Consider the following 24814-nt stretch of genomic DNA (forward strand, 5'->3'; position numbering starts at 1 on the left):
GTAACTTTAAGCGCGGCTGGAACAATGGATGAGGACAAGCGACATTTCCTGATTCAGCAAAGGAGTCGGCAATGAAAAAAATTGACATCAACTGCGACATGGGCGAGAGCTTCGGCGCCTACACCCTTGGCATGGACGGCGAGGTGATAAAGCACATAAGTTCCGCGAATATCGCCTGCGGGTACCATGCCGGCGATCCGCAGGTCATGAACAAAACAGTCAAGCTTGCCCGGGAAAACGGCGTTGCCGTAGGCGCGCATCCCGGATACCCCGATCTGGTCGGATTCGGACGGCGCAACATGGATTGCACCTCCGCTGAGGTTCGCGATTTTGTCATCTACCAGGTTGCCGCGTTAAAAGGTTTTTGCAGTCTGCACAGGGCAAAGATGCAGCATGTAAAGCCGCACGGCAATCTCTACAACATGAGCGTCGGCAATGAAAATCTATCCCGGGCAATCGCGGAGGCAATCGCCGCGGTCGATTGCAATCTTATCTGGGTAGTCCTCGGCGGCGCCCAGGCTGCACTGGCGCAAAAAATCGCCGCTGAAACGGGGATCAGGGTCGCCTTCGAAGCGTTTCCCGATCGCACCTACGACCCGGACGGTAAACTCACTTCGCGCAAACGTCCCGGCGCCGTGATCGAGGATCCTAAACGGAGCGTCGAGCAGGCCCTGCGGATGGCCATTGACGGCGAGGTAATCGCCGTTGACGGCTCCCGGCTCCAGATGGAAATCCACACCCTCTGTCTGCATGGCGACAACCCCTCCGCTGTCCAGCATACCCGCGCCATCAGACAGGCGCTGGAAGCCGAAGGGATTGGGGTCAGGTCTTTAAATTAAGTGTTTTGAAAACTATGCCTCATCTTTTTGAAGAACCGCACTTCAGAATGAGCGGGGACCGGGCGCTGCTGGTTGATTACGGCGAGGGCATCGCTCTTTCCGTAAACGAAAAAGTGCTCGCAATCTCTTCGCTGCTTCGCCATAATCCGCCGCAGGGCGTGCAAGCCGTTGTGCCCGCCTACCGCTCTTTCGCGATTATTTACGACCCCCTCCTGACAGAACCGGATATATTGAAAAGGGAAATAAGCAGCATCGAAAATTACCACAACCACGCGCTCCGGCCGGAGGCGCAGCTTGTTTCCATTCCCGTCCGCTATGGCGACGAATGGGGGCCAGACATCGCCATCGTCTCAGCGCATACGGGGCTCAAAACCGAAGAAATCATCCAGCTCCACTCCTCCCGCGAATATCCCGTTTACATGATCGGCTTCACACCGGGGTTCTGTTACCTCGGAGGGATGGACGAAAGGCTGAAAACTCCCCGCCGGGAAACGCCGCGCGTCAGTATTCCCGCCGGCTCCGTGGGAATAGCGGAGATGCAGACCGGCATGTATCCCGTCGAAAGTCCCGGTGGCTGGCAGATAATCGGCAAAACGCCGCTCAGGCTGTTCGCCCCGGAGAGAGAAAACCCCTTTCTTTACAAGGCGGGGGACCGTATCCGCTTTGAACCCATATCCGCGAATGAATTCGATAGAATATACAAAAAGGAGCACTCCTGATGGATATTTTTATCGTCAAAAACCCGGGAGCGCTCACGACCATCCAGGATCTCGGCCGTTTCGGCTTTCTCGACAGGGGAGTTCCCCCTTCCGGGGCGCTTGACTCCTCTGCCTGTCGCATTGCCAATCTGCTTGTCGGAAATCAGGAAAATATGGGCGTTTTGGAAATAACGGTCATGGGACCCATTCTTGAGGCGATGGAGGCGGCCGATATCGCGATCGCCGGCGCGGAAATGGGAATGACAATCAACAAAACTCCAGTCCCGGCGTGGCGTTCCCTACGGATAAAAAAAGGGGATGTCATCAGGATTCCCCTGGCGGAAAAGGGATGCCGGGCCTATCTTGCGGTGAACGGCGGGTTTGCTGCGCCGGTTGTCATGGGAAGCCGCTCCACTTTCGTCCGGGCCGGCTTCGGCGGCTTCCAGGGACGGGCGCTGGTGAAGGGGGATATATTGAAAAAGGGAAAAGCCGCCCTGCTGGAACAGCCTCTCCTCCTACCTTCTGAATTTATTCCTGAATATCCAAAAGAGCTTGTATTGGCGGCAATCCCGGGACCACAGGAAGGCTCCTTCAAGGGAGCTCTCGACCTGTTTTTTACAGCCCGCTATGAAGTAACGGCGCAAAGCGACCGGATGGGGTACAGACTTAGGGGACCCCTCATCGAGCATGACCCGGATGCGCCCCAAAGCATTATAACCGAACCTGTTGTGCCGGGAAACATTCAGATTCCCGCCGACGGCCAACCTATCATTCTTCTGGTGGAACAGACAACCGGGGGCTATTCCAAAATCGCCACCGTCATCACGGCAGATCTCAAGAAAGTGGCCCAAGCCCTGCCCGGCAACATCGTAATATTCGCGCAGACCTCCATCGAGGAGGCGCATCGCCTCTACCGGGAGGAGGAACGCCGTTTGGAAAAAATCCGCGCCCTCTTATCACTGCCCCGCCTTCAGACCGTATTTTTTTAGCTTATAGCGGAGCATCCTTTCGCTGATGCCCAAAAGCGCGGCCGCGCGGCTTTGATGATCGCCGGTTTTTTCCATCGCCTCGGCAATCAACTTTCTTTCCAGCTCCTCAACCGATTGACGCAGAACCCCATCCTCCGTCTTTTTTCCCCCGTCCGTTTCTTCGATTCCCTCGCCAAAAGGTAGATCGGCAACGGAGATAATATCTTCCCGGGCAATAACGACCGCTCTTTCTATGATGTTTTCCAGTTCCCGGACGTTTCCGGGATAGTCGTATTTGAGCAGCATATCCAGCGCCTCGCTGCTTGTCCCCTCAATTTCTCTGGAGTTTTCCCTGGCATAGCGCACAAGAAAATGGTCGATGAGCGGCGGGATGTCCTCCTTGCGCTCCCGAAGCGGCGGCAACTGCATTGTAACGACATTGAGCCGGTAGAAGAGGTCTTCCCGAAACCCTCCTCCCTTCGCCATCCTTTCCAGATCGCGGTTGGTCGCGCTGATCACCCGGACATCGGCATGCAGGGTCTGATTGCCGCCGAGACGCTGAAACTCCCGCTCCTGCAAAAATCGCAGCAGCTTCACCTGCACCTGCGGCGAAAGCTCGCCGATCTCGTCGAGAAAAAGCGTCCCCCCGTCCGCCTCCTCGAACCGGCCGATCCGCCGCGCAGCAGCGCCGGTAAACGCCCCCTTTTCGTGGCCGAAAAGCTCGCTCTCCAACAGATTCTCGTTCAAGGCACCGCAATTAACGGCAATAATTCTTCCTTCCGACCGCGGGCTCAGATTGTGGATCAGGCGGGCAAAAAGCTCCTTGCCCGTCCCGCTTTCCCCCTGCAGCAGGATCGTCGCCCGGCTTGCCGCAACCCTTCCCGCCATATTGATCAGGGCGCCCATCTTTTCGTTGCGGAAGACTATTTTATCCGTGGAGACGCCTTTCTGACCGAGGTGATCGCGGAGAATTTCATTTTCCCTGATCAGCGTCCTCCGTTCCGAGACGCGCCCCACCAAAAGGAGCAGCTCATCGAATTCAACCGGCTTCGTGATATAATCCAGTGCGCCCGCCTTCATCGCCTCCACGGCCGTCTCGATCGTCCCGAACGCGGTAATAATAACCACATCAATCTCGGGATTTATCTTTTTTACCGACTGAAGAACCTCCATTCCGTCCATCCCGGGCATTTTATAGTCGAGCAGCAGCAGATCGAAGTGTCTATCCCTGACCTGCTGAATGGCCAGTGGCCCGTTTTCCGCTTCACCGACCGAGTGCCCCTCCTTTTTCAGGAAATCCCTCAACATCTCTCGCTGCGAACGCCCGTCATCAACAACCAGTATATTTAGTTTTTTCATTATTTTGCCGCCGCCTTTTCCTTGAGCCTTTCTGTCGGCATAAATATCTCGAATACCGTCCCCTCACCCTTTTGGCTTTTCACCCGTATCTCTCCCCCATGTCCGCGGATTATTTCGTGGGCCAGCGAAAGACCAAGGCCAAAGCCCTTTTCCTTTGTCGTGTATTCCGGATTGAAAATCCGTTCCACCTCTTCCGGGGTCAATCCGCATCCCGTATCGGTGATTATGATTTTAACCAGACCCTTTTCCTCATTGATGATGGCAAGGGTCACGTCGCCTGTGCCGCTGATCGACTCCACGGCGTTCTTGACAAAATTCAGCAGGGCCTGCTGGAGCTTGTCCATATCCATCGGGATCACGATCGGTTCTTCGGGCCAATCGGCCCTGATGCTGACGCCCTTCGCGGAGGCCTCTGCGGAAGCCAGATTCACAATCTTCCGCAAAACATCCTGGACGGCGCTTTCCCGCAGCTCCAGGCGCCTGCTTTTGGAAAAGGTCAGAAACTCCTCGATGATTCCGTTCAAACGTCTGATCTCGTCGCGAATGACCGTTGTTATCGTATCAAATTCTTCTTTCTTTCCCAGTTCAGAGGGAGGGAATTCCCTCTTCAGGCGTTGGCTGGCCATGCTGATCGCGTTTAGCGGATTGCGAATCTCGTGGGCAACGCCGGCGGCAAGCATCCCCAGAGAGGAGAGCCTTTCAGCCTTTTCCAGTTGTCTGGTCATCTCCACTACCCGCCCCAGGTGCCGGTTCTGATTATGGTAAAGAAGCCACAGCGAAAGCAGGGTAATCGCGATCACAAAAACAAGAAACAGATAGACGTTCCTCCTGTTTTCCATCAATATTTTGTCGGTGTTCCCCCGGTCGAGGCCCAGAATAATAACACCCAGAGTCTCTTTCCCGAGGTAAAAAGGGGCTGTTATTTCCTGAACGCTGTTTTCTCCACGGCTTGTTTTCGCGCTTTTGAACCTCATGGCGCCGGAAAGGATGCTGCTTCTCAGCGAATCATCCAGCCTTCCCTCACCCGACATGAACCCGATACTACCGAGATCAAGCCCCTTGGCATCGCTTATGGCGAGGTAAAGTAGCCCCTGACCCTTCCCCAGTTTCTCTATCGCCCGTTCCACGGAAACCCTCATTCCCCAATAACGCATACTCTCCCGGTCAAGGGCAAGAACAATGGTTCCGCTTTCATCCTTGCGGCTCATGGCAATAAAGCCGATTTTCTTTTGCCGGTTCAGGGTGTTTAACCCCTTGATAAGCTCCGCGGCGCTTTGTTTTATGTTTTTTTTCTCCTGAACGTCGGCACGCAGGTTTTCGGCGACCAGCCGGCTCTGGAAAATGACGTCACCAGCGGCATTAAGGACGGCTACCAGCCAGATGTTCTTTTTGCGTGCAAATTCATCTATATATGAACCGCTGATATGCTCCTTTTTCCAGTGATTGTCTATTTCCCTGCCCATCGCGATGATCTTTTCGGTTAGCAGCGTATCGGGAGAAAATATCTGCTCTTTCAGGGAGATGGCGACGCTTCCCGGAGTTTTCTGAGAGGCCGCAATCATGTTTTTCAGATTTTCCTCGGTCAGCTTTTCCACTACCCCAATTATCCGCCGGCCCTGATCTTCGATAAAGCCGCTCAGCATTCGTTCACTGCGCCGCATATCGCTCAAGCCCATGGTCAAGATAAGAATAATGAAAATGGCGCTGACCAGGATGACAGCGAAAGGTTGGATAAACCGGAACTTGAACCGATGAGCGCCCCGCAGACGGGTGATATTTTCTTCAGAATTCATAAAAACTTTCCATAAAAGTTAGAAACCCCCTTAATTGGTTGACGGTTCACCGAACAGCGGTCGGAATAAAGACGTTTCGACATTTTTGTCGATTGCTGACAAAAAGGCCCTCCTTCTAAAAGTAACTGTTATCATTCACTTTAATTATTATTAAAATCATCCGGGGCGACATTTATTGCCTCCCTTTTGGGAAAGCAGGGAAAGACAGTATCGATCGCCATACTATAATTATAAATTATTTCATTGCCTTATCGGCATTACCTATCTATGGCACACTTAATGCTGTATAAATCTACAAAGATACATGCTGACTGATCGCGGGCACGATCAAACAGCGCTGAAATAGAAAAGGAAGGCCAACAAGCTTTCCAACTCCTGAATGAGGGGGGGTTCTTTGAACCTCCCCTTTTGTTATTAACCCGTGTCCCTTTGTCCATTTTAACTTCCACTTAACCAATAAATATGCCAACTCCGATAAAAAAGTCTCCGCTGCCAGACAATTCCCGAAAAAAGGGACATCCCTTTCACTTTTCACTTTTCACTTTTCACTTTTTACCTTTCACCTTTTACCTTTTTCTCGTCTTGCGGCATCGGAATTCTTCATCAGCCGCCATTGTTCGATTCGTTCCCGGATGATCTTCTCATAACCCCGGTCTGTCGGCTTATAGAAGCGCCCCTTTTCGCCGCGGAGTTCGTCGGGCAGATATTCCTGGGCAACAAATGCATCCGAAAAATCATGGGCGTAGAGATATCCCTTCCCGTAGCCCAACTCCTTCATCAAACCAGTGGGGGCGTTGCGGATATGCAGCGGCACGGGAAGAGCGCCGGTTTTCTCTATGGCATGTCCAGTTCTGCCGTAGCACTCATAAAGGGCGTTGCTCTTCGTTGCCGTGGCAAGATAAACGGCCGCCTGGAAAAGCGCCAGTTCCCCCTCCGGCGAACCGAGAAAATGGTACGCCTGCATCGCATCGATTGCCACGCCCAGCGCCCGGGGATCGGCATTCCCGATATCCTCCGAGGCAAAGCGGATCATCCGTCTGACGAGATAAAGGGGATCTTCGCCCGCCATGAGCATCCGCCGCAGCCAGTAAACTGCCGCGTCCGGGTCGCTGCCCCGGAGGCTTTTGTGCAGCGCCGAGATCAGATTGTAGTGTTCTTCGCCATCTTTATCATAAAGGAGCGCCTTTTTTTGAATCGCCCGCTCGACAACTGCACGGGTGATCAGGCCGTTACTTTCCAAGCCTTTGTCCACAAGCGAAGCTGCCGCTTCGAGATTGTTCAACGCAGTTCGGGCATCGCCATCGGCATAATCGGCAATTTGCAGGAGGGCGTCCGGCTCGATCTCCAGATTGAGGGCGCCCAGCCCGCGCTCGGCGTCAGTCAGGGCGTTCCTGATGATCCCGGAAAGTTCCTCGACGGTAAACGGCTTGAGGGTAAGAACCCGCATCCGGGACAATAGCGCCGAGATAACCTCAAACGACGGGTTCTCCGTGGTCGCGCCGATCAGGGTTATCAGGCCGCTTTCGACATGGGGCAAAAAGGCGTCCTGCTGGGCCTTGTTGAAGCGGTGAATCTCGTCCACAAAGAGAATCGTCCGGCGGCCGCTGAGACGAAGCAGCCCGGATGCCTCCTCAACGACAGAGCGTATTTCCTTTACTCCGGAGAGCACAGCGGAAAAACTGATGAAATGGGATTTGGTCTCTTTGGCCAATATTCGGGCCAGGGTTGTCTTTCCTGAACCGGGCGGCCCCCAAAATATTATCGAAAAAAGGCGATCCTCCGCAATGGCCCTTTTCAAAAGGGTATCGCCAGCAAGGAGATGCCCCTGGCCAAGGTATTCATCAAGACTCCGCGGGCGCATCCGATCGGCCAGCGGTCGGTTGTCTGTTCCCGGGGTTTTTTTATCGAACAGCTCCGTTTCCACTCCCAATCCTGTTGATAATTAATTTATTTTATCCGTTTTTTTGCCTTCTCAACAATATCGAGGATATTTGTCAGTTTATCCTTGGGCGGCTGACTGTTAAGTCTTATCCACGCTTCCTCTGACAGTGTTTCCCGCAGATGATTCTCGACCAAAAATATTCCCTCCCAGCAGCCCACAACCATTCGGCAGGGAAGATCGCCCCCCTCCTTTTCACAATAGGCAAAGGGAACTTCCCCGCCGAGGCGCGGACATCTGATTATCAGGGTTTTATAATCGCTTGTTTTTTCATCCTTACGTTCCATCGCGCCCCCCTGTTTTTTCTTCCTTATCACATTATTGGGTAAAGCTGCCACTAAAGAAGCGCTTTCCCGAAAGCCGGCAGTCCATTCACAAGGGCATTTACAAAAGATAAATGGCAAAAAAATTCCGGGACCGACTGTTTGTAGCTGGTCCCGGAATTTCTACCTTTTTCTAAGGCTTGGGAAGGCCTTCGATCGCCTTGAGCGCCCTTTTCATCTCATCGTCAGAAAACTCATAGGCATCAAGTCGGCCATTGAGATAGGCGTCATAGGCCGCCAGATCGACCAGCCCGTGACCGCTCCAGTTGAAAAGAATCGTTCGCTCTTTTCCCTCTTCCTTTGCCCGCCGGGCCTCCGCAACAACGGCGGCAATGGCGTGGGTCGTCTCCGGCGCCGGGATAAACCCTTCCGTTCTCGCCCATTTAACGCCGGCATCGAAGGTATCGAGCTGGTTGTACGCCTGCGCTTCAATGAGTCCCAGGTTCAACAGGTGGCTGACGATCGGCGCCATCCCATGATAGCGGAGTCCGCCGGCATGAATGGGGGCAGGCACGTAATCGTGGCCCAGAGTGTGCATCGGCAAAAGCGGCGTTTTTTTGGCAAGATCGCCGAAATCATAGGCGAACGGCCCCCGCGTCATCGTCGGACAGAGGGCAGGCTCCGCGGCAAGTATCCGCAACTGCTTGCCGTGTATCTCGTCACAAACAAAAGGCAGGGCAATCCCGGCAAAATTGCTGCCGCCGCCCGCGCAGCCGATGACGACATCGGGATACTCGCCGATCTTCTCAAACTGCTTTTGCGCCTCGAGACCGATGATTGTCTGATGGAGCAGGACATGATTCAAAACGCTGCCCAGGGCATAGCGAGAATTTTCATGAGAGACTGCATCTTCCACCGCCTCACTGATTGCAATTCCGAGACTTCCGGGGGAATCGGGATGCTCGGCTAATACCTGCCGCCCCGCCTCAGTCAGGTTGCTCGGACTCGCGAAACAATTCGCCCCCCATGTGTTCATCATCAAACGCCGGTAAGGTTTCTGCTCGTAGCTGACTTTAACCATAAATACCCGGCATTCCAGACCAAACATCTGGCAGGCCATGGCAAGGGCGCTTCCCCACTGGCCGGCGCCTGTTTCCGTCGAAAGGCGCTTAATGCCGAAGGCCTTATTGTAATATGCCTGGGCTATCGCCGTATTCGGTTTGTGGGAACCGGCAGGGCTGACTCCCTCGTTTTTGTAATAAATCTTCACCGGGGCATCGAGGAGTTTTTCGAAATTGCGCGCCCGGTAAAGCGGGCTCGGTCTCCAAAGCAGATACTTGTCGAGCACCTCGCCGGGAATATCGATCCAGCGCTGCTGACTGACCTCCTGCTCGATCAGGTTCATCGGAAAGATCGGCGCCAGATCCTCCGCGGTTACCGGCTTTCCGGTTCCCGGATGGAGGGGGGGACTCATCGGTTTCGGCAAATCCGCCTGGATGTTGTACCACTGTTTCGGGATTTCGTAATCCTCAAGAACGACTTTGGTCTGCATAACAATTTTCTCCTTTCCTTTTTAAAGTTGGTTGATAAAAGCTCCTGACAAGACAAAACAAAAGGCCACGGGATCCTCCCATGGCCTTTTGTTTTGTGACTTATCAAGAGCAATGGGTAGGGTCTCCCCCTGCCCACACCCCTTTTTAAAGGATTAAGGGCAGACGCTTATCGTCTGCCACCACCAGAAAAGCATTACATTTTTTGAATCCATGCGTCTATCCCCGAACATTATTAATTCGATATGCGGTTCTCGCCTAACACAATCAAACAATTTCTGTCAACATTTTTTTTATGGCAAAATTTTTTGCCTAAAAATGGAACTGGTTCGGCGATCAGTAAAAAATACAGAGAAACTTCAAGTTACGGTTTGGAAAGCAACCCCCGGTGCCGCCGGTACCAAAGATTCGGGAAAAGGCGATAAAGCAAGCGGGAAACGGGACCGATGTACTCCCTGGTCCGGCGGTCAAACTGGGTGGCATTAATGATCTGCTCCTTTATCGCCTCCCGGCTGCGCTCCTCGTTGAAAATCTTGTACGCACAGTGAAAAATCGGGCTGTACATATTGCGCTTTTCCAGAAACTTGTGAACGTTCAAGATCGTATTGGGGCCTTCCGGTTTGCCGTCTATCCTTCTTAGTACGCTTAAGTGGGTATCAACCGGATTGCCGTTGAACATCTCGTAGAAATAGCTCCCGTAACGATGATTTTTGCTCGCTTCGGACGCAAGGGTTACATACATGTCGCCGACGCCGGCCTGGCTTTGAAAGGCCTGAAAGCTGCCCCCCAGAATCTTTGACAAAGCGCGAATCTCCACTCCGGAACGGGAGAAAATGGTCCCCGGGATCGAATCGCCCAACCCAAGGCAATCGGTAACCCCTTTTAAATTTGCCACGATATTTTTGAGCGCCCCGCAGGCCTCCGCCCCGACTATGTCAAAATTATACAGAGAGGTCAGCTCCCGGCGATTGGCGCCGAGAAACTCCTTGCGGATGGTGGCGCAGATCTGCTTCGGCCCCGCCACGGTAAGACAGACGGGATTCCCCAGCGCGACATCCATGTCGAAAAAAGGCCCCCCCAAAGAAACAATCGAGATCTTTTCGCTCATTCGGTAGAAACGGTTGGCGATAAGCTGCGAGGGGGTTATAAGCTGGCAGACCTTTTCTACGGCGGAAAGCCCCTTTATCGGTGAAATAAAGCATGTATTGGTTATCTTGCGCTGCAAAATCGGTTCGATCTGATCGAGTATCTCGGGCAGACGGTCCATCGTGACAGAAAGAAAGATAAAGTCGCTCTCATCTACGATACGGCCGAGATCATTCGTCGCCTTGACAGTCTTAGCGAGGCGGGGCACCAGATCCATGCCGCCGAGGCGCCGGGCGATGTCCTCGGTGAGATGCCTCGGGTTGATATGCTCCCGGTTAATGGCCCGGCAGAAGTCAACGTCCTTGTAGTAGATGGCAACACGCTTGCCGTCTCTGCCAAACTTGTACGCAAAGGACGTTCCGAGACGTCCCGGTCCAATTATGGCAATCCTGCTCGTATCTAAAGGATCAATCAGCATTTATCATCTTGACTTCATTATCCACAAGCGTTAGTCCGCCATGACCTCGCGGGCGATCACAAGCCGCTGCACCTCGGAAGTCCCCTCATAAATGGCGGTTACCCTGGCGTCGCGGTAAAGCCTCTCTACCTTGTACTCCTTCATGTATCCATACCCGCCGTGGATTTGCAGGGCCCGGTATGCCGCCCTGTTGGCCATCTCCGAGGAGAACAGTTTTGCTATCGACGCTTCCCGTGTAAAAGGAATTCCCCGATCCTTCCTTTCCGCCGCTGCCAGCGTCAGCCAGTGGGCCGCCTCGATTTCCGCGGCAGTATCGGCAATCATCCACTGAATTGCCTGAAAAGAACCGATACTTTTGCCAAATTGCTTCCTGGTCTTTGCGTATTCGATAGCCTCATGGAGACAGGCCCGGGCAATCCCCAGGGATTGCGAGGCGATGCCAATGCGCCCGCTGTCCAGGGCCACCATCGCAATCTTGAATCCCAATCCCTCCTTGCCGATGAGATTATCCTTTGGCACAATACAGTCGTCAAAAAGGAGCTCGACGGTATTGGAGGCGCACAGCCCCATCTTGTCTTCCTTGCGGCCGATTTTGAAACCGGGCATATCCGGGGTCACGATGAAAGCCGAAAGCCCGCGGTTCGATTTATCAGCGCCGGTCCGGGCGATAAGGTTAATAACCCCGGCATAACCGGCATTTGTTATAAATACCTTGGAACCGTTTACTATGTAGTGATCCCCCCTGTCCTCGGCGCGGGTTGTCATTGAACCGGGGTCCGAACCGGCATCCGGCTCGGTAACGGCGAATGCCCCAATCGTTTTTCCACTTGCCAGCGGCATCAGGTAACGCCGCTTTTGCTCTTCGCTGCCATATTTAAAAACGGGATCGGAAGAGAGGTTTGTCACCGACATGGTGACTCCCGTTGAGGCACAGGCATAGGAAATCTCCTGAAGGGCAAGACAATAACTGACCGCTCCGGCGCCGGCGCCATCGTACTCGGCGGGGATCATCATTCCCAAAAGTCCCAACTCCCCCATTTTTTTGATTGCCGCTTCCGGAAAAATCTTTTCCTGCGACCACTTTCCGGCAAACGGCTCAAGTTCTTTTTTGGCGAAATCCCGCGCCATCAGCCGAATCATTTCCTGTTCCTGGGTCAGTTCAAAAGCCATCTTTTTTCTCCTCCAATTCAGGGAACGTAAATGATAACAAGAAGCTCGGCTGGCTCTGAATTCGGGTTACTCAGTTTGTGGCGCAACCCGGAATTGAAGTGGATGCTTTCCCCCTTGGAAAGCTTTGTTATATTTTCTCCGACCTGAACGGTCACGGCGCCACTCAGCACATATTCGAACTCCTCGCCTTCATGGTGGTACTCGACCCCCTTATGCTCGGTGTTGGCATCGACGTTCACCAGATAGCCGCGCAGGTGTTTGTCCGTCCCCGGCTTGCTCAGCACCGTATAGGCATAGGAATCAACCCGCATCTTGTGACCCTTGGTGCGCCTTTTGGAGGTGGTTCCCTGTCCATTGGACTCCGGCTCATCCATGTTCATTTTCAACGCACGGCTCAACTGGAGGACAAGCGAAACGGGCGGCACACTTCTTCCCTCTTCAACCGCGCTCAGATTCTCATGCACATATCCCGTCTCCAGGGCAAGATCCTCGATGCTGATCCCCATTTTTTCGCGGGCGTCTTTCATGCGGCGCCCAAAGGATGACTTCTCCTGTTTTTTCACTACCTTTTTTGTTGCCATCCACGCTCCCCCTCTTCTATTTATTATCGCCGACAAACTTCAGGTCAAGGCGCCCAAAAAATCGTAAATACGGGCAACCGCAATAAACATTCTCGATGCTTCTTCTCAATGCGGGTTTGACTGATATAACAATTGCGCTGATTATACCAACTCTTTTTTGTCAAGCTTCCTCTATGGATGCCCGCCCGCGGAGCAATGGCCAGAACACACCGCCCCTTACGCTAACAAAAGGCGTTTTTCAAGACATTGCATACAGTATTTTCCCGGCATCGCTAAAATCATAGCTCCCCAAATGCGAGACGCGCCTGCGGAAAACGTCGCCGCCCAATTCCGCGACCAGCGCCTGAACACCCTTCTGAAAGAATACCGTCTGGTCGCAGATCAGATCAAAACGTTCCTTGACAACCGGGATAAAATCGAGATTAAAAATGCTGGCCACCGCTTTTGTGGCAATGCCGGTATCCACCTCGCCGGAAAAAACCCCCAGTCCCGTTTCCATATGGGTATAGACATCATCATAATACCCGACGATGGACCCTGGAGAGATATTCAATCTTGCCAGATGAAAATCTGTGAGCAGGCGGGTGCCGGAACCCTCCTGCCGATTCAGAAAACGGAGGCCGGGCTTTGTCAAGTCCTCAAAGCCCCTTATGTTGAGGGGATTCCCGGACACCGTCAAGAATCCCAGCTCCCGGTAGAACAGATTGACAACCACCGCCTTGATATGGGGAAGCAGTTTGGCAAGGTACGGGATGTTGTATTCCCCGGTTTCCGGATCAAACAGATGCGACCAGGCTATGTCTGTAAAACCCCTGTCCAGCGATTCCATTCCTTCCGTACTGCCGGTATTCGCTGAAAATATGTAGAACTCCGGGTGAGACTTTTTGAGGCAGGTCTGGAGGATGTCAAGCACAGGGTCATTGCTGCCCGATGCCAAAAGGGCGCCGGCAATCCTTTCCCCTTTCTTTTTTACCTGCGCCAATCCATCCTTCGAATTATCCTCTATCCACTGATCGATTACCTTTTTCGGAAACAGCCATTTCCCGGTGAGCCTGGTTGCCGGAATTCTGCCGGCACGGATCAGCGCGTAAATCTGTTTCTCGTGGATATTCAAATAACTGGAAAGCTCTTTGGTGCTCATCATCTCTTCCGACATGAAAATCTCCAAAAAATATACGGCTGACTGTCTTTCAATGATTTATTGTTCAAACTCCGCCCAACTGGTCGATGTTTCCCAGACTCTCACCCGCACCAGTCTTACCCCCTTGGCCAGAAAATAGGGCTGCCTCTTTTTTCGGGCGTACTTTTCGAGACCCTCCCGGGCTTGAGCAAATATCATCCCGGCGATCACCTCCGTCGTGGGGTCGGTGTCGTCAAAGCCGATCACCCTGTCGCCGTATGCTTTTTTGAAGGTTTCATACAGCGGATCCTTTGTATTCATGCACATGGCGTGATCGAAAGAATCGAGAAACCCCTTCAGGGCAATCTTCAAAACCGAAAAATCACACACCATGTCGTTTGCATCGAGCTCGTCGGCTTCCAGAATAAGTTCGACCTGGCGGGAATGGCCGTGCGGATACCTGCAGTTGTCATGATGCTTGGTGAGCATATGTCCGCTCTCGATCTCGATGGTCTTGCAAATGCGATAAGTCATAATTATTACGTTCCCCTCTTGTTTCCGTAAAGCCGAATCTGCAATCGGTCGCAGAAACGGAAACCATGCTCCTTGCAGGCCGGAATTATATTTTCGGCAGCCCTTGTCAGGGAGGCTGGCTCGACGCCTTCCGGCATCAGCAGCACCCGCTCCGGCGGAATGTTTCTCCCCAGTTTTTCCAGCAAATCCAGTATTTCATCTATATCCGCAGGTGAACAGACTACGAATTTAAGTTGATAATTATAATGGTCAATCCAGTCTCTGAGCGCATCAGGCTGCAGGCGCTGCGCTTCTTGGCGGATGCGGACGGCCTCCGCAACACCCACGTCCGGCGTCGAGTTGGAAAGTTTGGGGCTCAAAGACGCAAGCGAACAGGCAATTCCGTCCGGGGCACGCGTGGCGGCCGTTTCGATTGTCACATGCCGGCCGCAGGCAACCAGTCGTTTGGTAAGCTCGTGGATGCCTTCGGCCAGCATTGGTTCGCCGCCCGTAATTACGCAGAATCTGGTCGGATAACGACAAACCTCCTGAACGAGACAGTCAATGGTTCGCTCCTCTCCCCGGGCCTGCCCGGCCGCATATGCCGAGTCGCACCAGCGACAGTGAAGATTGCAGCCTGCCGTGCGGATAAAAACGGAAGGCTGGCCGGTCAAAATTCCCTCGCCCTGCAGGGAATAAAAGGTCTCTGAGATGCGCATGGCTTCTTTCGTTAATTGCCGGGTTTGGCGGGAAGCGGCCCCTCGTGGGCATAAACAGTTAAATCCTTAACCCCCGCAATGATGAACGCCTCCCGGCGCTCCACGCAGGTTCCGCAGCGACCGCAATGGATATCTCCCCCCTTGTAGCATGACCAGGTATAAGAAAAGTCCACGCGCAGCTCTTCACCACGTTTTGCGATCTGGGCCTTGTTCATGGCAATGAACGGACGGATCACCTCGATTTGCCTGTAAGTGCCCAGCCGAATCGCCTCCCCCATGGAAGCCATAAACTCCTCCCGGCAGTCCGGATAGATTGCATGGTCCCCCTGGTGCGCGGCAATTACAATCCCCTCGGCCCCGACGCTTTCGGCATATCCCGCCGCAATCGCCATCATGATGCCGTTGCGAAACGGAACCACGGTCTGTTTCATCGTTGCCTCTTCGTAATGCCCCTCGGGAATCTCCCCACCCGAGGTCAGGAGATCGGAAGTAAACAGATCGCCAATGAAATCAAGGGGAATGACGAAATGGGGTATTCGCAGTTTCTGACAGTGAAATGCGGCAAACGTAATCTCCCGGGCGTTGTGTTTCGCGCCATAATCGAAGCTCATACCGCAGATGACGCGATATTTCTTGGAGGCGTCATAGAGCGCTGTTACCGAATCCATTCCCCCGCTTACGAGGATAACAACTTTTTGCTTTTTCATAGTTATGTGTCTGTATTTGTTTCAATATAAATATTAACGCTCTACCGGGGCAGATTCAGCATTTGCGATTTTCAAAATTTCCGGGCGGCAGCAAGAAGCGTTTTCCGGGTCGCTTCACTAAACCAGCAATCGATGAAAAACTCGTTTTTAACCCGAGCGTTTTTTTCGTAATTGTTCTTGATCCCTTCTGTCCGATTCGTTTTTACTGCGGAAAACGCATGAGCATCGAGGGTTGCAAGTCCGGCGATTTTCTCCAGCGCGGCCGCTTTCAACCGCTCCTTCGGATATGTCTCATCGATCAGTCCAATCTCGGCTGCGTCGGTTAAAGAGATGAACTCCCCGCCGTACAGCATTTCGGTTGCCGCCCGATCACCAACGAGCTGACGCAAAATCATATCGGCGAGGTAGGGAACCGGAAGCCCCAGCCTGATTTCATTTAACCCTGTTTTTCTTGCTTCGGAGCAGGCAAACCGGAAATCGCAGACAAGCGCAAGGATGTTTCCGCCGGCAATCGCATGACCGGCCAGGGCGCAGACAGACGGAAAAGGCAGGGTGTATAAAGCAAGCGCAAGGTCATTGAATTTATAAAAGAAATCAGACAATTCCGCTCTGCTCATTGTTATCAGGGCCGGAAGGTCAAAGCCGATGGAGAAAAACTTTTCCCCACCGCACAAAAGCAGGCCACGCGCTTCCTTGCTGCTTTCCTGAATGTTTTTTGACAACTCCTCCACGAGTTCGAGATTTATCGCGTTTGTAACCCCGTTCGTCAAGGTCAGGATCGCGATATTCCCCTGCAGTTCTTTAACTATTTTGGCCACGGCGCCCTCCTGCTGCCTGAATTTTACCTTTCACTCAAAAATGCGTGCATAAATCGCTTATTTATAATGGTTCATCCTTCAGGTAAACCCTCTGAATTTATCTGGCGGTTTAGCATGCCAAGCGGTCAAACCGCAACCGATATTTTCCCTCAAACCACCAGCCCGCCAGCCTGCTTTAGAAAAACACCTCTGCCTGTCGTAAAAATGGTCCCCACTCAAAAACGGGCACAATAATCATCATTTCTTGGAAAAAGGGGTTCATCCGGTTATTGCATAACTTCCTGCTATACGTAACAAAACATTACCCTTTAAAATAATGCTTGATTTCTACTGGAAATAGAGCGTACTCCTTTTTGCAAAGAAGGACGCCGTGAAAAGTGGACAGTTTCCTGAAGTTTCCAATCGAAATGCTTTAAAATACCTGCCAAACTACGGAAGTTAAAAGAGAATATTGATGCCATGATTGACTTCGAATAGGATATTGCCAAAGCCAAAGCGAACATCCGAAAACATCGTGTTGCCTTCAGCGAGGCAACTACCGTTTTAAGGAACAAACTGAGCATTACGATCCACGATCCGGATCACTCTTTTGATTAAGACCGCTATATAACAATTGGGGCATCTATTGCCAACCGGCTTTTGATGGTTCCCCACACAGACAGAGGAGATCGAACCCGTATTATCAGCACAAGGGAACTGACTCGAAAGGAGCGTGAAGCTTATGAAAACTAAATCCATAGACGAAAAAAATGACGAACTTCGTCCCGAATACGATCTTTCATCCCTGCTCAAGGAAGGGGTGCGCGGAAAATACACCAAGCGTTATGAGCAGGGGACAAACCTGGTTTTGCTATCACCTGATGTGGCAAGAGATTTCCCGAATGATGAAGCGGTGAACGAAGCGCTTCGTTTAGTAATACAGCTTAAAAAGATTCCGGGCAGCAGTAAACGCCGGGATGTCAGGCTTGGAGAAAATAAGTCAAATTAAAGGGTGAACGCTCCTCATGAGAGCGGCATGATTCCGTAAATAGGATTGTTTTTTGTTTGGCAGTAAATAAACTCCTACAGGTTTATTATCCCTGTGTCCTCCGGGTTGAAACGTGCAATTTTCGGAAGTCAATTTTTCAAGGGGTCGGGTGCAAGGACAGCTTCCTGAAAGTTTTGACGGGCTTGATTAAACGGAACTGCAAGACAACAAATACAAGTCCACACCACAACGATTTTGATGATTGCATTAACTTCGGTTTGAAAGTTGAGAAAGCACAACAATAAAGCAATTCCACCCTCAAATGCCTTTCGGGTTACTGTTTATTTGAGGCAATTCAGATTAGCGAAAACTGTTGAAAAATTGCAGTTATTGACCTATAGTCGCCTCCATCATGGGAAATATTCCGGGCATTTCCTATGATGGTCTCAAGTAAAGGCGGCACAAATACACGCAAATACAAAGAACCGTCCGACGAAAGTTACAGGTGGCCTTGTCAGGCAATATATTAGGAACAGTCGACAGGAGATTTTTCTGAGAATAGAGGCTAAAATTTTCCTTTACAAATATTTACCTATAGGTTAATAATGATCCTCAAGACGCTCAGCAAAGGTAAATTATATACCCTGTATGCGTTGGATTTGGATTAACGTTGTTTGGTGGTCGAGTTTCTTTCCGTTCTTGATAAGCAGTCAGAAAAACAGATCTTCGCCTTATTCAAACATATTGGTGCATCAGGACCGCCAGTCAATGAAGAAAAGTTTAAGCATCTTGAAGGCAAAATATACGAACTGAAAACGAGGACAGGGGTCCGAATCTTAAGTTTTTTTGGCAAGGGTCAGTCGCTCATTTTAACGCATGGTTTCTCTAAACCATCACAGAAAAAACTCAAGATAGAAATTGGCAAGGCAGCAGAATGGGAAAAAGCGTATCAGCAAAGCCTAAAGATTCAAAGCAAGGAAAAGAGGTAAGCGCCATCATGGATACGGAAAAGTGGTTCAATGAAAAACTGACGGCATTGGAAGATGACCCCGATTTCCGTCTGGAGGAAGTCATTCTCGATTTGACCGAGCAAATCAGTCTAAGGATGAAAGAAAAAAGAATGACACGGGCCAAACTGGCCGAGTTGCTGGGTGTGACCCCGGCTGCCGTCACAAAACTATTGAACGGGAATCCCAATTTTACCCTGAAGACCCTCCTGAAAGTGGCGGATGCCTTGGATTTGAAATTCAACGCCTTTTTCAGCACCGTAAAATCTATCAGCAAGCCGGTGCTCGTTTATCCATTCCGTGAAGCAGTAAAAATACAAAACTCAATTGTTCCAACTGCTAACGATGATATTTATCCGAGTAAGGAACAACCCAAGATTCCGCTCTCTTGGAATAGTGATGATTCAACAACAATCCCCCGATATGGCGGATTTTTAAGCTGTTAAGGAAGGAGATCGAAGATGGCTGCCGGCAGAAAAATGAAAGATATCGTCGTCAATGAGATCAAATATGCCGTAAAAAAAATGGAGGAAGTCTCCAGCATCGAGGAAAAACTGTATTATTTTAGTGCGGTACAAGGGATATTACACCGCGTGTTCAATATCGAATTCAGTCAGGAGTTTCTCTTTGCTCATTTCATTTTCAATGAAGCCTTGAAGGCTTTCCAGCAGAAACTGGCAGCCATGAAGATGGGAGATCTGGTTTTTGTAATCAATGAAGAACAGATCAGCAGACTATCAGAGTTGACGAGGGAATTTCTGATCCAGTTTGAAGCGGGCAAAAGCACTGACGATGTTCTGAAGAGAATGGTTACCTTGTTGTATTCAGTCAACGGGAACGGCAATTATCTCATGGGGAAGGGTTTGTTGAAAATATAGCATCGGTGCATAAGGGTCATAAAATACTGTTCCACTTTTCGTCTTTAGCCTACAGAAACATCTGATCAATCATTTCCACGACCTGGCTTGGCACGACACGAGCCATTATCCGGCCTCCTGACATAAAATCAATTGATCGCTTCGATTCCTACGCAGCGCGCCCTTACGTTGAGGACGCCGTCGGAGATCGAGCGGATTTTGGCATCCTGATTCTGGACAAGGATCCGCAATTGATCCTCGATGTTTTTGGGAGGTTTTGTACTATTTGTCTCCCAGCCCATGCGGCGAAGAAATGACAGGTCGTCGGCAGGCGCAGCGCCTTCAAGAACGAGAGTTTCATACCTTTCCCGCCGGGACCCGTCTTCAAAGTCCATCGTGAACAGGTAGCGCGCCGTCACCTTGGCCGGTGTTCCTTCACACCGAGCCAACAGGACGTCTCCGTTCACGGCTTCGCTTCCGAAGTAATCCACAAGGGCGTCAATGAGAGGATGGCCAAGTCCCAGCAGATCCATGCCCTTTTTCCGCGTGGCGAGCTTGCGGGAAAAGGTTACATTCGTATAGCTGGGGGAGACGTCGGGATATTTCTTGAGGGCCGGCGGCACGGTGATGCTGATGAGATCCCCGGAAGGGATAAAAGTCCCCCCCAAGCGAAGTATGGCCTTTTCGGTAAAGCAGCGAAGGTCTTCCAGTGTGAATTTCCCTTTGAGTTCCCGGTAAAATTCCAGGTTGAAGGCGTGCAGGTCCTGGGTGAGCTGTCGGAGTGCCTCGCTGGCTTCTTGGGCCTTTTTCATGGCCTCGGCAATCTCCAGTTCAGTCCTCTGGTAATTCCGATTGATGAGGGCTTCCTTGTAGAGATCGTTGTAGTTGGCGGACGAGCCCAAGTAGCCGAGAATCTCCGACCGGAAATCTTCTGAGACCTCCCCCGTCACCGGATCGGTCTTGCCGATGATCTGCGCGATTTCGAAGAGTTTTTCCTCTAAAATGGTGTAAACCTTCTCTTCAATCGTATCCTCGGCGACCAGGTTATAGACCTGAACCGTATCGGTCTGACCGTATCGGTGAATGCGGCCGATCCGCTGCTCCACCGCCATGGGATTCCACGGCAGGTCGTAGTTGAAGAGGATGCGGCAGACCTGGAGGTTGATCCCCTCGCCGCCTGCGGAAGTTGAAATGAGAAACTGCGCCCCGTTTTCATTCCAGAAGTTCTCGCAGGAGGCGATCTTATCCTCCAGTGGGCCGCCCTTCACAGCGACGATCTTTTCTGGCGGATAGTATTTCCCCAGCTCATCCTGAAGAAAGCGGAGGGTTTCCAGGTACTGGGTAAAAATTATCATTTTTTCGTCCCGGTTTTCCCGGCGGATCTGTTCGATGGCCCTAAGAAGGGTGTTGAATTTCCGGTCTGGTCCGTCGTCCACAAGACCGATCAGTTCCTTCACCTTTTCATCCTCATTCGGGATATTGGCCTCCGCCTCGATGACTCGATCGTCCGATTCCATCGCATCCAGCGCCCACTGTGTGATCTCCTCCTCGAAACGGGGGCGTTTCCGCAGGCGCTGCTTCAGGCTTACGATATAGGCATCCGCTTCCGTATAATCGATTTGGCCTCTGCCGTAGGACAGGAGCTCCATGACGAGTCTGCGCATCTGTTCCTGGCATTTAATGATCCGGGAGGCGATATCGGTGCGGGACAACGCTCCTAACTCGCCGCTTTCCAGTGCCATCTGCCTCCGGGCGTAGAGGGCGATCAATCGTCGCCGCAGCGCCTGCTTGATCGCCCGCGGACTGGACGACATGATCTTCTGAAAAGTCGCCATGACGAACCCGACCGCCCGCTGCTGTTTGGTCGTCTTGTCCTGTCCCACGCCCGCGGCGTTATAGCCCTCTTTCAGATATTCGGTCAGCTTTTCGTAAAATCGCTGTTCCCGGAGGGAGAGCTGAAACTTCTGGGTATGCGCCTGGCGTCTCATGAAGATGGGATCACCCTGGGCATCCGTCACTTCCTTCTTGATGCGACGGAACATGACCCGTCCCAATAGCCCGCGATGATCCTGCATGGCCTCCGGCGTATCGAAAAGCTGATCGTCCAGAAGCTGGATCAGCGACCAAAATTGGTAAGGATCGCCCTGGTGCGGCGTCGCCGTGAGAAACAGGAGGTCTCGTGTTTTCCCCTTGATCTTTTCCGCCAGCCGGTAATTTTGGGTGACGTCGATCTTTTTCCCGTATCTCTTCCGGCTCAGGTGATGAGCCTCGTCAAAGACGATTGCGTCCCAGTCCGGTCTCGACATGATCTTTTCCAGCCGCTCGCGTTTTTTGATCGTGTCGATGGATACGATCACCTGGTTGCGCCGTTCCCAGGCATAGGGGTTCGCATCGGTAAAATCCTGGCCGAGGATGTCGAAGAAAATCCGGAAACAGTCCCTCATTTCGTTCTGCCAGTTGACGGTGAGACCGGCGGGACAGATGATGAGGATGCGCCGAGCCTCGCCCCGAGCGATGAGTTCTCTCAAGATCATGCCGACTTCGATGGTCTTCCCCAGGCCCACTTCATCGGCAATGAGGAAGCTTCGCCGATGGGCGGTCACCACCTGATGGGTAAGGAGAATCTGGTGAGGAAGCAGATCCGTCTTGCTGTTGGAAAGCTCTCCCCCTGCATTTTCCAAGGGGATCTGATAGGCAAGCTGTTTGAGAAAAAAGTCAACGGGCGAATCGGACTCGCCGTGATCATAGCGATCCAGAATATTCGCCACCGGCGCCAGCATATTTTCCGGATAGGTCTCCAGGATGCGCTCGCCATCTCTTTGAAATACGACGTCGGCATACAATTTCCCCTGCCGCTCCGTGATCCGGAACACCTCTCCGGAACCGAGCTCCGGCCGACTGTAAATCTTTACCTTCTTGCCTTCTTTGATCATGGCCTGTTATTCAACTCGACAGGTTGAATCCGGTGGCGTAAACGGGATTCCCGCGCACCTCGCGCTTCGTCGTTGTTCCGAAGATATAATCGATCGGCAGCCTCTCGTTTCGGTATTCCAGCCAGAGCGATTCTCCCTTCATAAGTTTACCCTTACAAACAATCTGGACCTCGATCTTCTTCTTTTCCAGAGCATCCGCCGCCTTTTGCAGAATGTTATGGATGGTTTTGGCGACGTCCTTTCGTCCCTCTATGCCCGCCATGTAGAGAACATCATCAATCCCGATGACCATATAGGAGGAAAGGGACGGAATGCCCTCCATTCCTCCCCGCAGCTCCCGGAGAAAATCCAGAAGACCGATCCGGATCTCGTGGGGCGCGATGCCGTCTTCTCGGTACCGTTTCAGATGTCGTTCCTCGAAGATTTCATACCCTTTCATGTCATACCTCGATCAGACTGAGGATTCGGTCTGCGGGATTCTGGAACGTTGGGTTCTTCTCTCGCAGATATGCGATAGCCGCCCGGATCTGTGGAAGGATGGGTTGGCATTCCTTCAGCCAGGGGACGATATTTTCCTGCGCCTCGGCAAGGCCCATGAGGTAATGGAGAACGTCCACGAGGGCGAAGCGGTCGAAGCGCGCTTCCTCCAGATCCGGGAAAAGGGAAAGCTGACTTGTGTTCTTTTCTTTGGCGGAAAAGAGTTTCTTAAGATCGCCGTATCGTTCATCCGGCGTCTTGACTTCATAGGTCCGGCCCCGCTTGGCCCGGCCTTTCCGCATAACGCCGGCCCTGATGAGAATGTCCGGCTCAATGAGGCCCCGCGTGGTCTTGTGGACCTCGTCGCTTTTGATCTCCTTCCGGTCGCAGAGGCAGGTGAGATAGACGTAGCTGACCGGATCGATGTTCTCCAGTTCCGAGGGCAGCGGCCGCTCAGTGGTGACGATCTGCTCCACCATCATGCGGATCGCGCCCAGGGCCGTCTGAAGCTGGACCTCCCCGCCCAGATGATCGACGATCCGTCCATAGTGACGGCTGTAAAGCTCCAGGCATTTGCCGATCAAGATGATATTGACGTCCGCGGGGGCCATTTTTTCCCGGCCGTAACGGCCCGCCTCAATGACACGGATTTCCTCCCGAGCCTTGCTGCGGATCTCCTGGCGCACTCCCGCCCAAGAACGCTGCTTGCCCTCCGCTTTCCCGTTCCTTTTCCGACAGACGTGGATGAGATCGTAGGAGATCGCCTGCTTATCCATAAGATTGAGGGAGCTTTCCTTCTCGCCGTGGATCGGATAGATCGCTTCGATCAGAAAACCGGCATTGCAGAGAGATTCCAGCAATGTCTCCCAGGCGCGCTCTTCGGCATGGTGGAAGGTGAAGATCAGCAGACCATCGTTCGTCAGAGATTCGCAACAACGCCGCCATACCGCCGTCAGGCCGTCCTCGTAGTCGGCGGCGGTCTTCCCCCGTGTGGGGTTTTCGATGATCTCCTCTATCTTGGGGGTCATCTCCGGAGCAAAGGAAGGATAAGTCTTTGCCAGGATCAGACGCAGCCAGACATAATAGAAATCCGATAGTTCAGAGTAATTGACATTACCAGCGTAGGGAGGATCGGTTATCACATAGTCAAAATGATTTGAATTCAAAGGAATTTCGATCTTCGAATCACCACATTTCAGAATTGCCTGCTTGCCATTAATTCTAATATCGGTGTGACTTTCCTTTGCCTTCCCAGAGAGATTTGGATACCAATCAAAGGCATCATGATTGAATTTTTTACCTTCAATTAACCGCCCAAAGATCTGCGGATATGTTCCGCGTATTGACTTGTCTCCGAAAATACTGCCTTCTGCAATAGTATTTTTTGGCTGATAATCGTGGCGGGAGAATATTTCCTGAATGGTGTTTCTATCATTGAAATACCTACAAAATTGGTTATTTCTTCCGACACAATCAGAAAACGCGCATAGCAGCATCTCTTTCAGCGTCTGATCCATCTCCTCGCCAATCGCCTTGAGCATTGTAGCCAGGCAGAGGAGTTGACGGGGGTTGAATATCTGGTGCCAGAATCGGTAGTGATGGGCAATCAAACCCGATTTGGTTTTCTCACCAACAGGGACTTCACTCTTTGGGTAAGGGAGGTGCTCCTTTACCCTCTCCCAGCGTCTCTCGGTCTCCTGGTAGCGCTTCAGGTCGGCCGGTGTCACCTTCTTGAAGAACTTCCCGTTGTTGTCGTGGAGGTTGCAAAGATGAGAAATCCTTTTCCGGGAAGCCTTCTCGTCGCCGAAGAGGTCCTTATCGACATCACCGTCGCAGCGGGGGCAATAACCCTCGATGGCATAGGGAATGGTCGGCAATGTTTCATCTTCCGGAAGGCTGCGGGCGGCGCTGATGACGGCGGTCGGCGCGCATCCCGAGGGGCAGGAAAACTTACCCTTTTCTGGTAGATTCC

General features: G+C 52.1%; 25 protein-coding genes. 9 read left to right on the forward strand and 16 right to left on the reverse strand.

Annotated elements, in window-relative coordinates; genetic code table 11:
- Nucleotides 1-71 precede the first annotated feature (71 nt).
- From K0B01_09015 to K0B01_09025, 3 genes are read left to right on the forward strand one after another with little or no spacing between them, the layout of a single operon-like run.
- Nucleotides 72-839 (forward strand): 5-oxoprolinase subunit PxpA, encoded by a 768-nt coding sequence (locus K0B01_09015; protein ID MBW6486273.1) that lies wholly within the window; start codon nucleotides 72-74, stop codon nucleotides 837-839.
- A gap of 47 nt (nucleotides 840-886) precedes the next feature.
- Entirely contained in the window at nucleotides 887-1558 is a 672-nt protein-coding gene (gene pxpB / locus K0B01_09020) for a 5-oxoprolinase subunit PxpB (protein MBW6486274.1), read from the forward strand.
- The gene (locus K0B01_09025; GenBank protein ID MBW6486275.1) at nucleotides 1558-2526 is read left to right on the forward strand and encodes a biotin-dependent carboxyltransferase family protein; all 969 of its coding nucleotides are present in this window, start codon (nucleotides 1558-1560) and stop codon (nucleotides 2524-2526) included. The genes pxpB and K0B01_09025 overlap by 1 nt, the downstream gene beginning before the upstream one ends.
- On the opposite strand, the gene K0B01_09030 is transcribed toward K0B01_09025, so the two are convergent.
- The 13 genes from K0B01_09030 to K0B01_09090 form a co-directional block, all read right to left on the reverse strand.
- A complete protein-coding gene (locus K0B01_09030; protein MBW6486276.1) occupies nucleotides 2494-3864 on the reverse strand; it encodes a sigma-54 dependent transcriptional regulator in 1371 nt (456 codons plus the stop codon). The genes K0B01_09025 and K0B01_09030 overlap by 33 nt on opposite strands.
- Nucleotides 3864-5657, reverse strand: coding sequence for a hypothetical protein (locus K0B01_09035; GenBank protein MBW6486277.1), 1794 nt, complete (start codon nucleotides 5655-5657; stop codon nucleotides 3864-3866). Before K0B01_09035 ends, K0B01_09030 begins: the two co-directional genes overlap by 1 nt.
- 559 nt (nucleotides 5658-6216) lie before the next feature.
- Complete coding sequence (locus tag K0B01_09040) at nucleotides 6217-7518, reverse strand: replication-associated recombination protein A (protein ID MBW6486278.1); 1302 nt, start codon at nucleotides 7516-7518, stop codon at nucleotides 6217-6219.
- Nucleotides 7519-7604: 86 nt separating this feature from the next.
- Entirely contained in the window at nucleotides 7605-7883 is a 279-nt protein-coding gene (locus tag K0B01_09045; GenBank protein ID MBW6486279.1) for a hypothetical protein, read from the reverse strand.
- A gap of 169 nt (nucleotides 7884-8052) precedes the next feature.
- Nucleotides 8053-9411: a TrpB-like pyridoxal phosphate-dependent enzyme gene (locus K0B01_09050; GenBank protein MBW6486280.1), complete on the reverse strand. Its 1359-nt coding sequence runs from the start codon at nucleotides 9409-9411 to the stop codon at nucleotides 8053-8055.
- 362 nt (nucleotides 9412-9773) lie between these two features.
- On the reverse strand, nucleotides 9774-10973 hold the full coding sequence (locus K0B01_09055) for an NAD(P)-binding domain-containing protein (GenBank protein MBW6486281.1): 1200 nt from the start codon (nucleotides 10971-10973) through the stop codon (nucleotides 9774-9776).
- A 30-nt stretch (nucleotides 10974-11003) separates the two neighbouring features.
- Nucleotides 11004-12143: an acyl-CoA dehydrogenase family protein gene (locus K0B01_09060; GenBank protein MBW6486282.1), complete on the reverse strand. Its 1140-nt coding sequence runs from the start codon at nucleotides 12141-12143 to the stop codon at nucleotides 11004-11006.
- 17 nt (nucleotides 12144-12160) lie between these two features.
- Nucleotides 12161-12724, reverse strand: a complete 564-nt coding sequence (locus K0B01_09065) for an XRE family transcriptional regulator (GenBank protein ID MBW6486283.1) — start codon at nucleotides 12722-12724, stop codon at nucleotides 12161-12163.
- Nucleotides 12725-12962: 238 nt separating this feature from the next.
- Nucleotides 12963-13880: a helix-turn-helix transcriptional regulator gene (locus K0B01_09070; GenBank protein MBW6486284.1), complete on the reverse strand. Its 918-nt coding sequence runs from the start codon at nucleotides 13878-13880 to the stop codon at nucleotides 12963-12965.
- A gap of 42 nt (nucleotides 13881-13922) precedes the next feature.
- Complete coding sequence (locus tag K0B01_09075; GenBank protein MBW6486285.1) at nucleotides 13923-14378, reverse strand: 6-carboxytetrahydropterin synthase; 456 nt, start codon at nucleotides 14376-14378, stop codon at nucleotides 13923-13925.
- A 5-nt stretch (nucleotides 14379-14383) separates the two neighbouring features.
- Nucleotides 14384-15076, reverse strand: a complete 693-nt coding sequence (locus K0B01_09080) for a 7-carboxy-7-deazaguanine synthase QueE (protein ID MBW6486286.1) — start codon at nucleotides 15074-15076, stop codon at nucleotides 14384-14386.
- Nucleotides 15077-15087: 11 nt separating this feature from the next.
- Nucleotides 15088-15783: a 7-cyano-7-deazaguanine synthase QueC gene (queC, locus tag K0B01_09085; protein ID MBW6486287.1), complete on the reverse strand. Its 696-nt coding sequence runs from the start codon at nucleotides 15781-15783 to the stop codon at nucleotides 15088-15090.
- A 71-nt stretch (nucleotides 15784-15854) separates the two neighbouring features.
- Nucleotides 15855-16601, reverse strand: coding sequence for an enoyl-CoA hydratase/isomerase family protein (locus K0B01_09090; GenBank protein MBW6486288.1), 747 nt, complete (start codon nucleotides 16599-16601; stop codon nucleotides 15855-15857).
- Between the two features lie 480 nt (nucleotides 16602-17081).
- Here K0B01_09090 and K0B01_09095 point away from each other — a divergent pair, with 480 nt between their 5' ends.
- The 6 genes from K0B01_09095 (at nucleotide 17082) to K0B01_09120 (ending at nucleotide 19453) form a co-directional block, all read left to right on the forward strand.
- On the forward strand, nucleotides 17082-17198 hold the full coding sequence (locus K0B01_09095; GenBank protein ID MBW6486289.1) for a BrnT family toxin: 117 nt from the start codon (nucleotides 17082-17084) through the stop codon (nucleotides 17196-17198).
- Nucleotides 17199-17240: 42 nt separating this feature from the next.
- Entirely contained in the window at nucleotides 17241-17333 is a 93-nt protein-coding gene (locus tag K0B01_09100) for a BrnT family toxin (GenBank protein ID MBW6486290.1), read from the forward strand.
- Nucleotides 17323-17589 carry a hypothetical protein gene (locus tag K0B01_09105; GenBank protein MBW6486291.1) on the forward strand — a complete coding sequence of 89 codons (267 nt, stop codon included), beginning with the start codon at nucleotides 17323-17325 and terminating at the stop codon, nucleotides 17587-17589. Before K0B01_09100 ends, K0B01_09105 begins: the two co-directional genes overlap by 11 nt.
- Nucleotides 17590-18242: 653 nt before the next feature.
- Entirely contained in the window at nucleotides 18243-18557 is a 315-nt protein-coding gene (locus K0B01_09110) for a type II toxin-antitoxin system RelE/ParE family toxin (GenBank protein ID MBW6486292.1), read from the forward strand.
- On the forward strand, nucleotides 18503-19021 hold the full coding sequence (locus K0B01_09115; protein ID MBW6486293.1) for a helix-turn-helix domain-containing protein: 519 nt from the start codon (nucleotides 18503-18505) through the stop codon (nucleotides 19019-19021). The genes K0B01_09110 and K0B01_09115 overlap by 55 nt, the downstream gene beginning before the upstream one ends.
- Nucleotides 19022-19036: 15 nt before the next feature.
- Entirely contained in the window at nucleotides 19037-19453 is a 417-nt protein-coding gene (locus tag K0B01_09120) for a hypothetical protein (protein ID MBW6486294.1), read from the forward strand.
- Nucleotides 19454-19581: 128 nt separating this feature from the next.
- Here K0B01_09120 and K0B01_09125 read toward each other — a convergent pair whose 3' ends face one another.
- From K0B01_09125 to K0B01_09135, 3 genes are all read right to left on the reverse strand, one after another.
- On the reverse strand, nucleotides 19582-22365 hold the full coding sequence (locus K0B01_09125; protein MBW6486295.1) for a DEAD/DEAH box helicase family protein: 2784 nt from the start codon (nucleotides 22363-22365) through the stop codon (nucleotides 19582-19584).
- A 10-nt stretch (nucleotides 22366-22375) separates the two neighbouring features.
- Nucleotides 22376-22804: a hypothetical protein gene (locus K0B01_09130; GenBank protein ID MBW6486296.1), complete on the reverse strand. Its 429-nt coding sequence runs from the start codon at nucleotides 22802-22804 to the stop codon at nucleotides 22376-22378.
- 1 nt (nucleotide 22805) lies between these two features.
- Nucleotides 22806-24814 (reverse strand): hypothetical protein (locus K0B01_09135; protein MBW6486297.1); only part of this gene is annotated, 2009 nt, incomplete at its 5' end.

Source organism: Syntrophobacterales bacterium (assembly GCA_019429105.1).
In the GTDB taxonomy this organism is placed as follows: Bacteria; Desulfobacterota; Syntrophia; order Syntrophales; family UBA5619; genus DYTH01.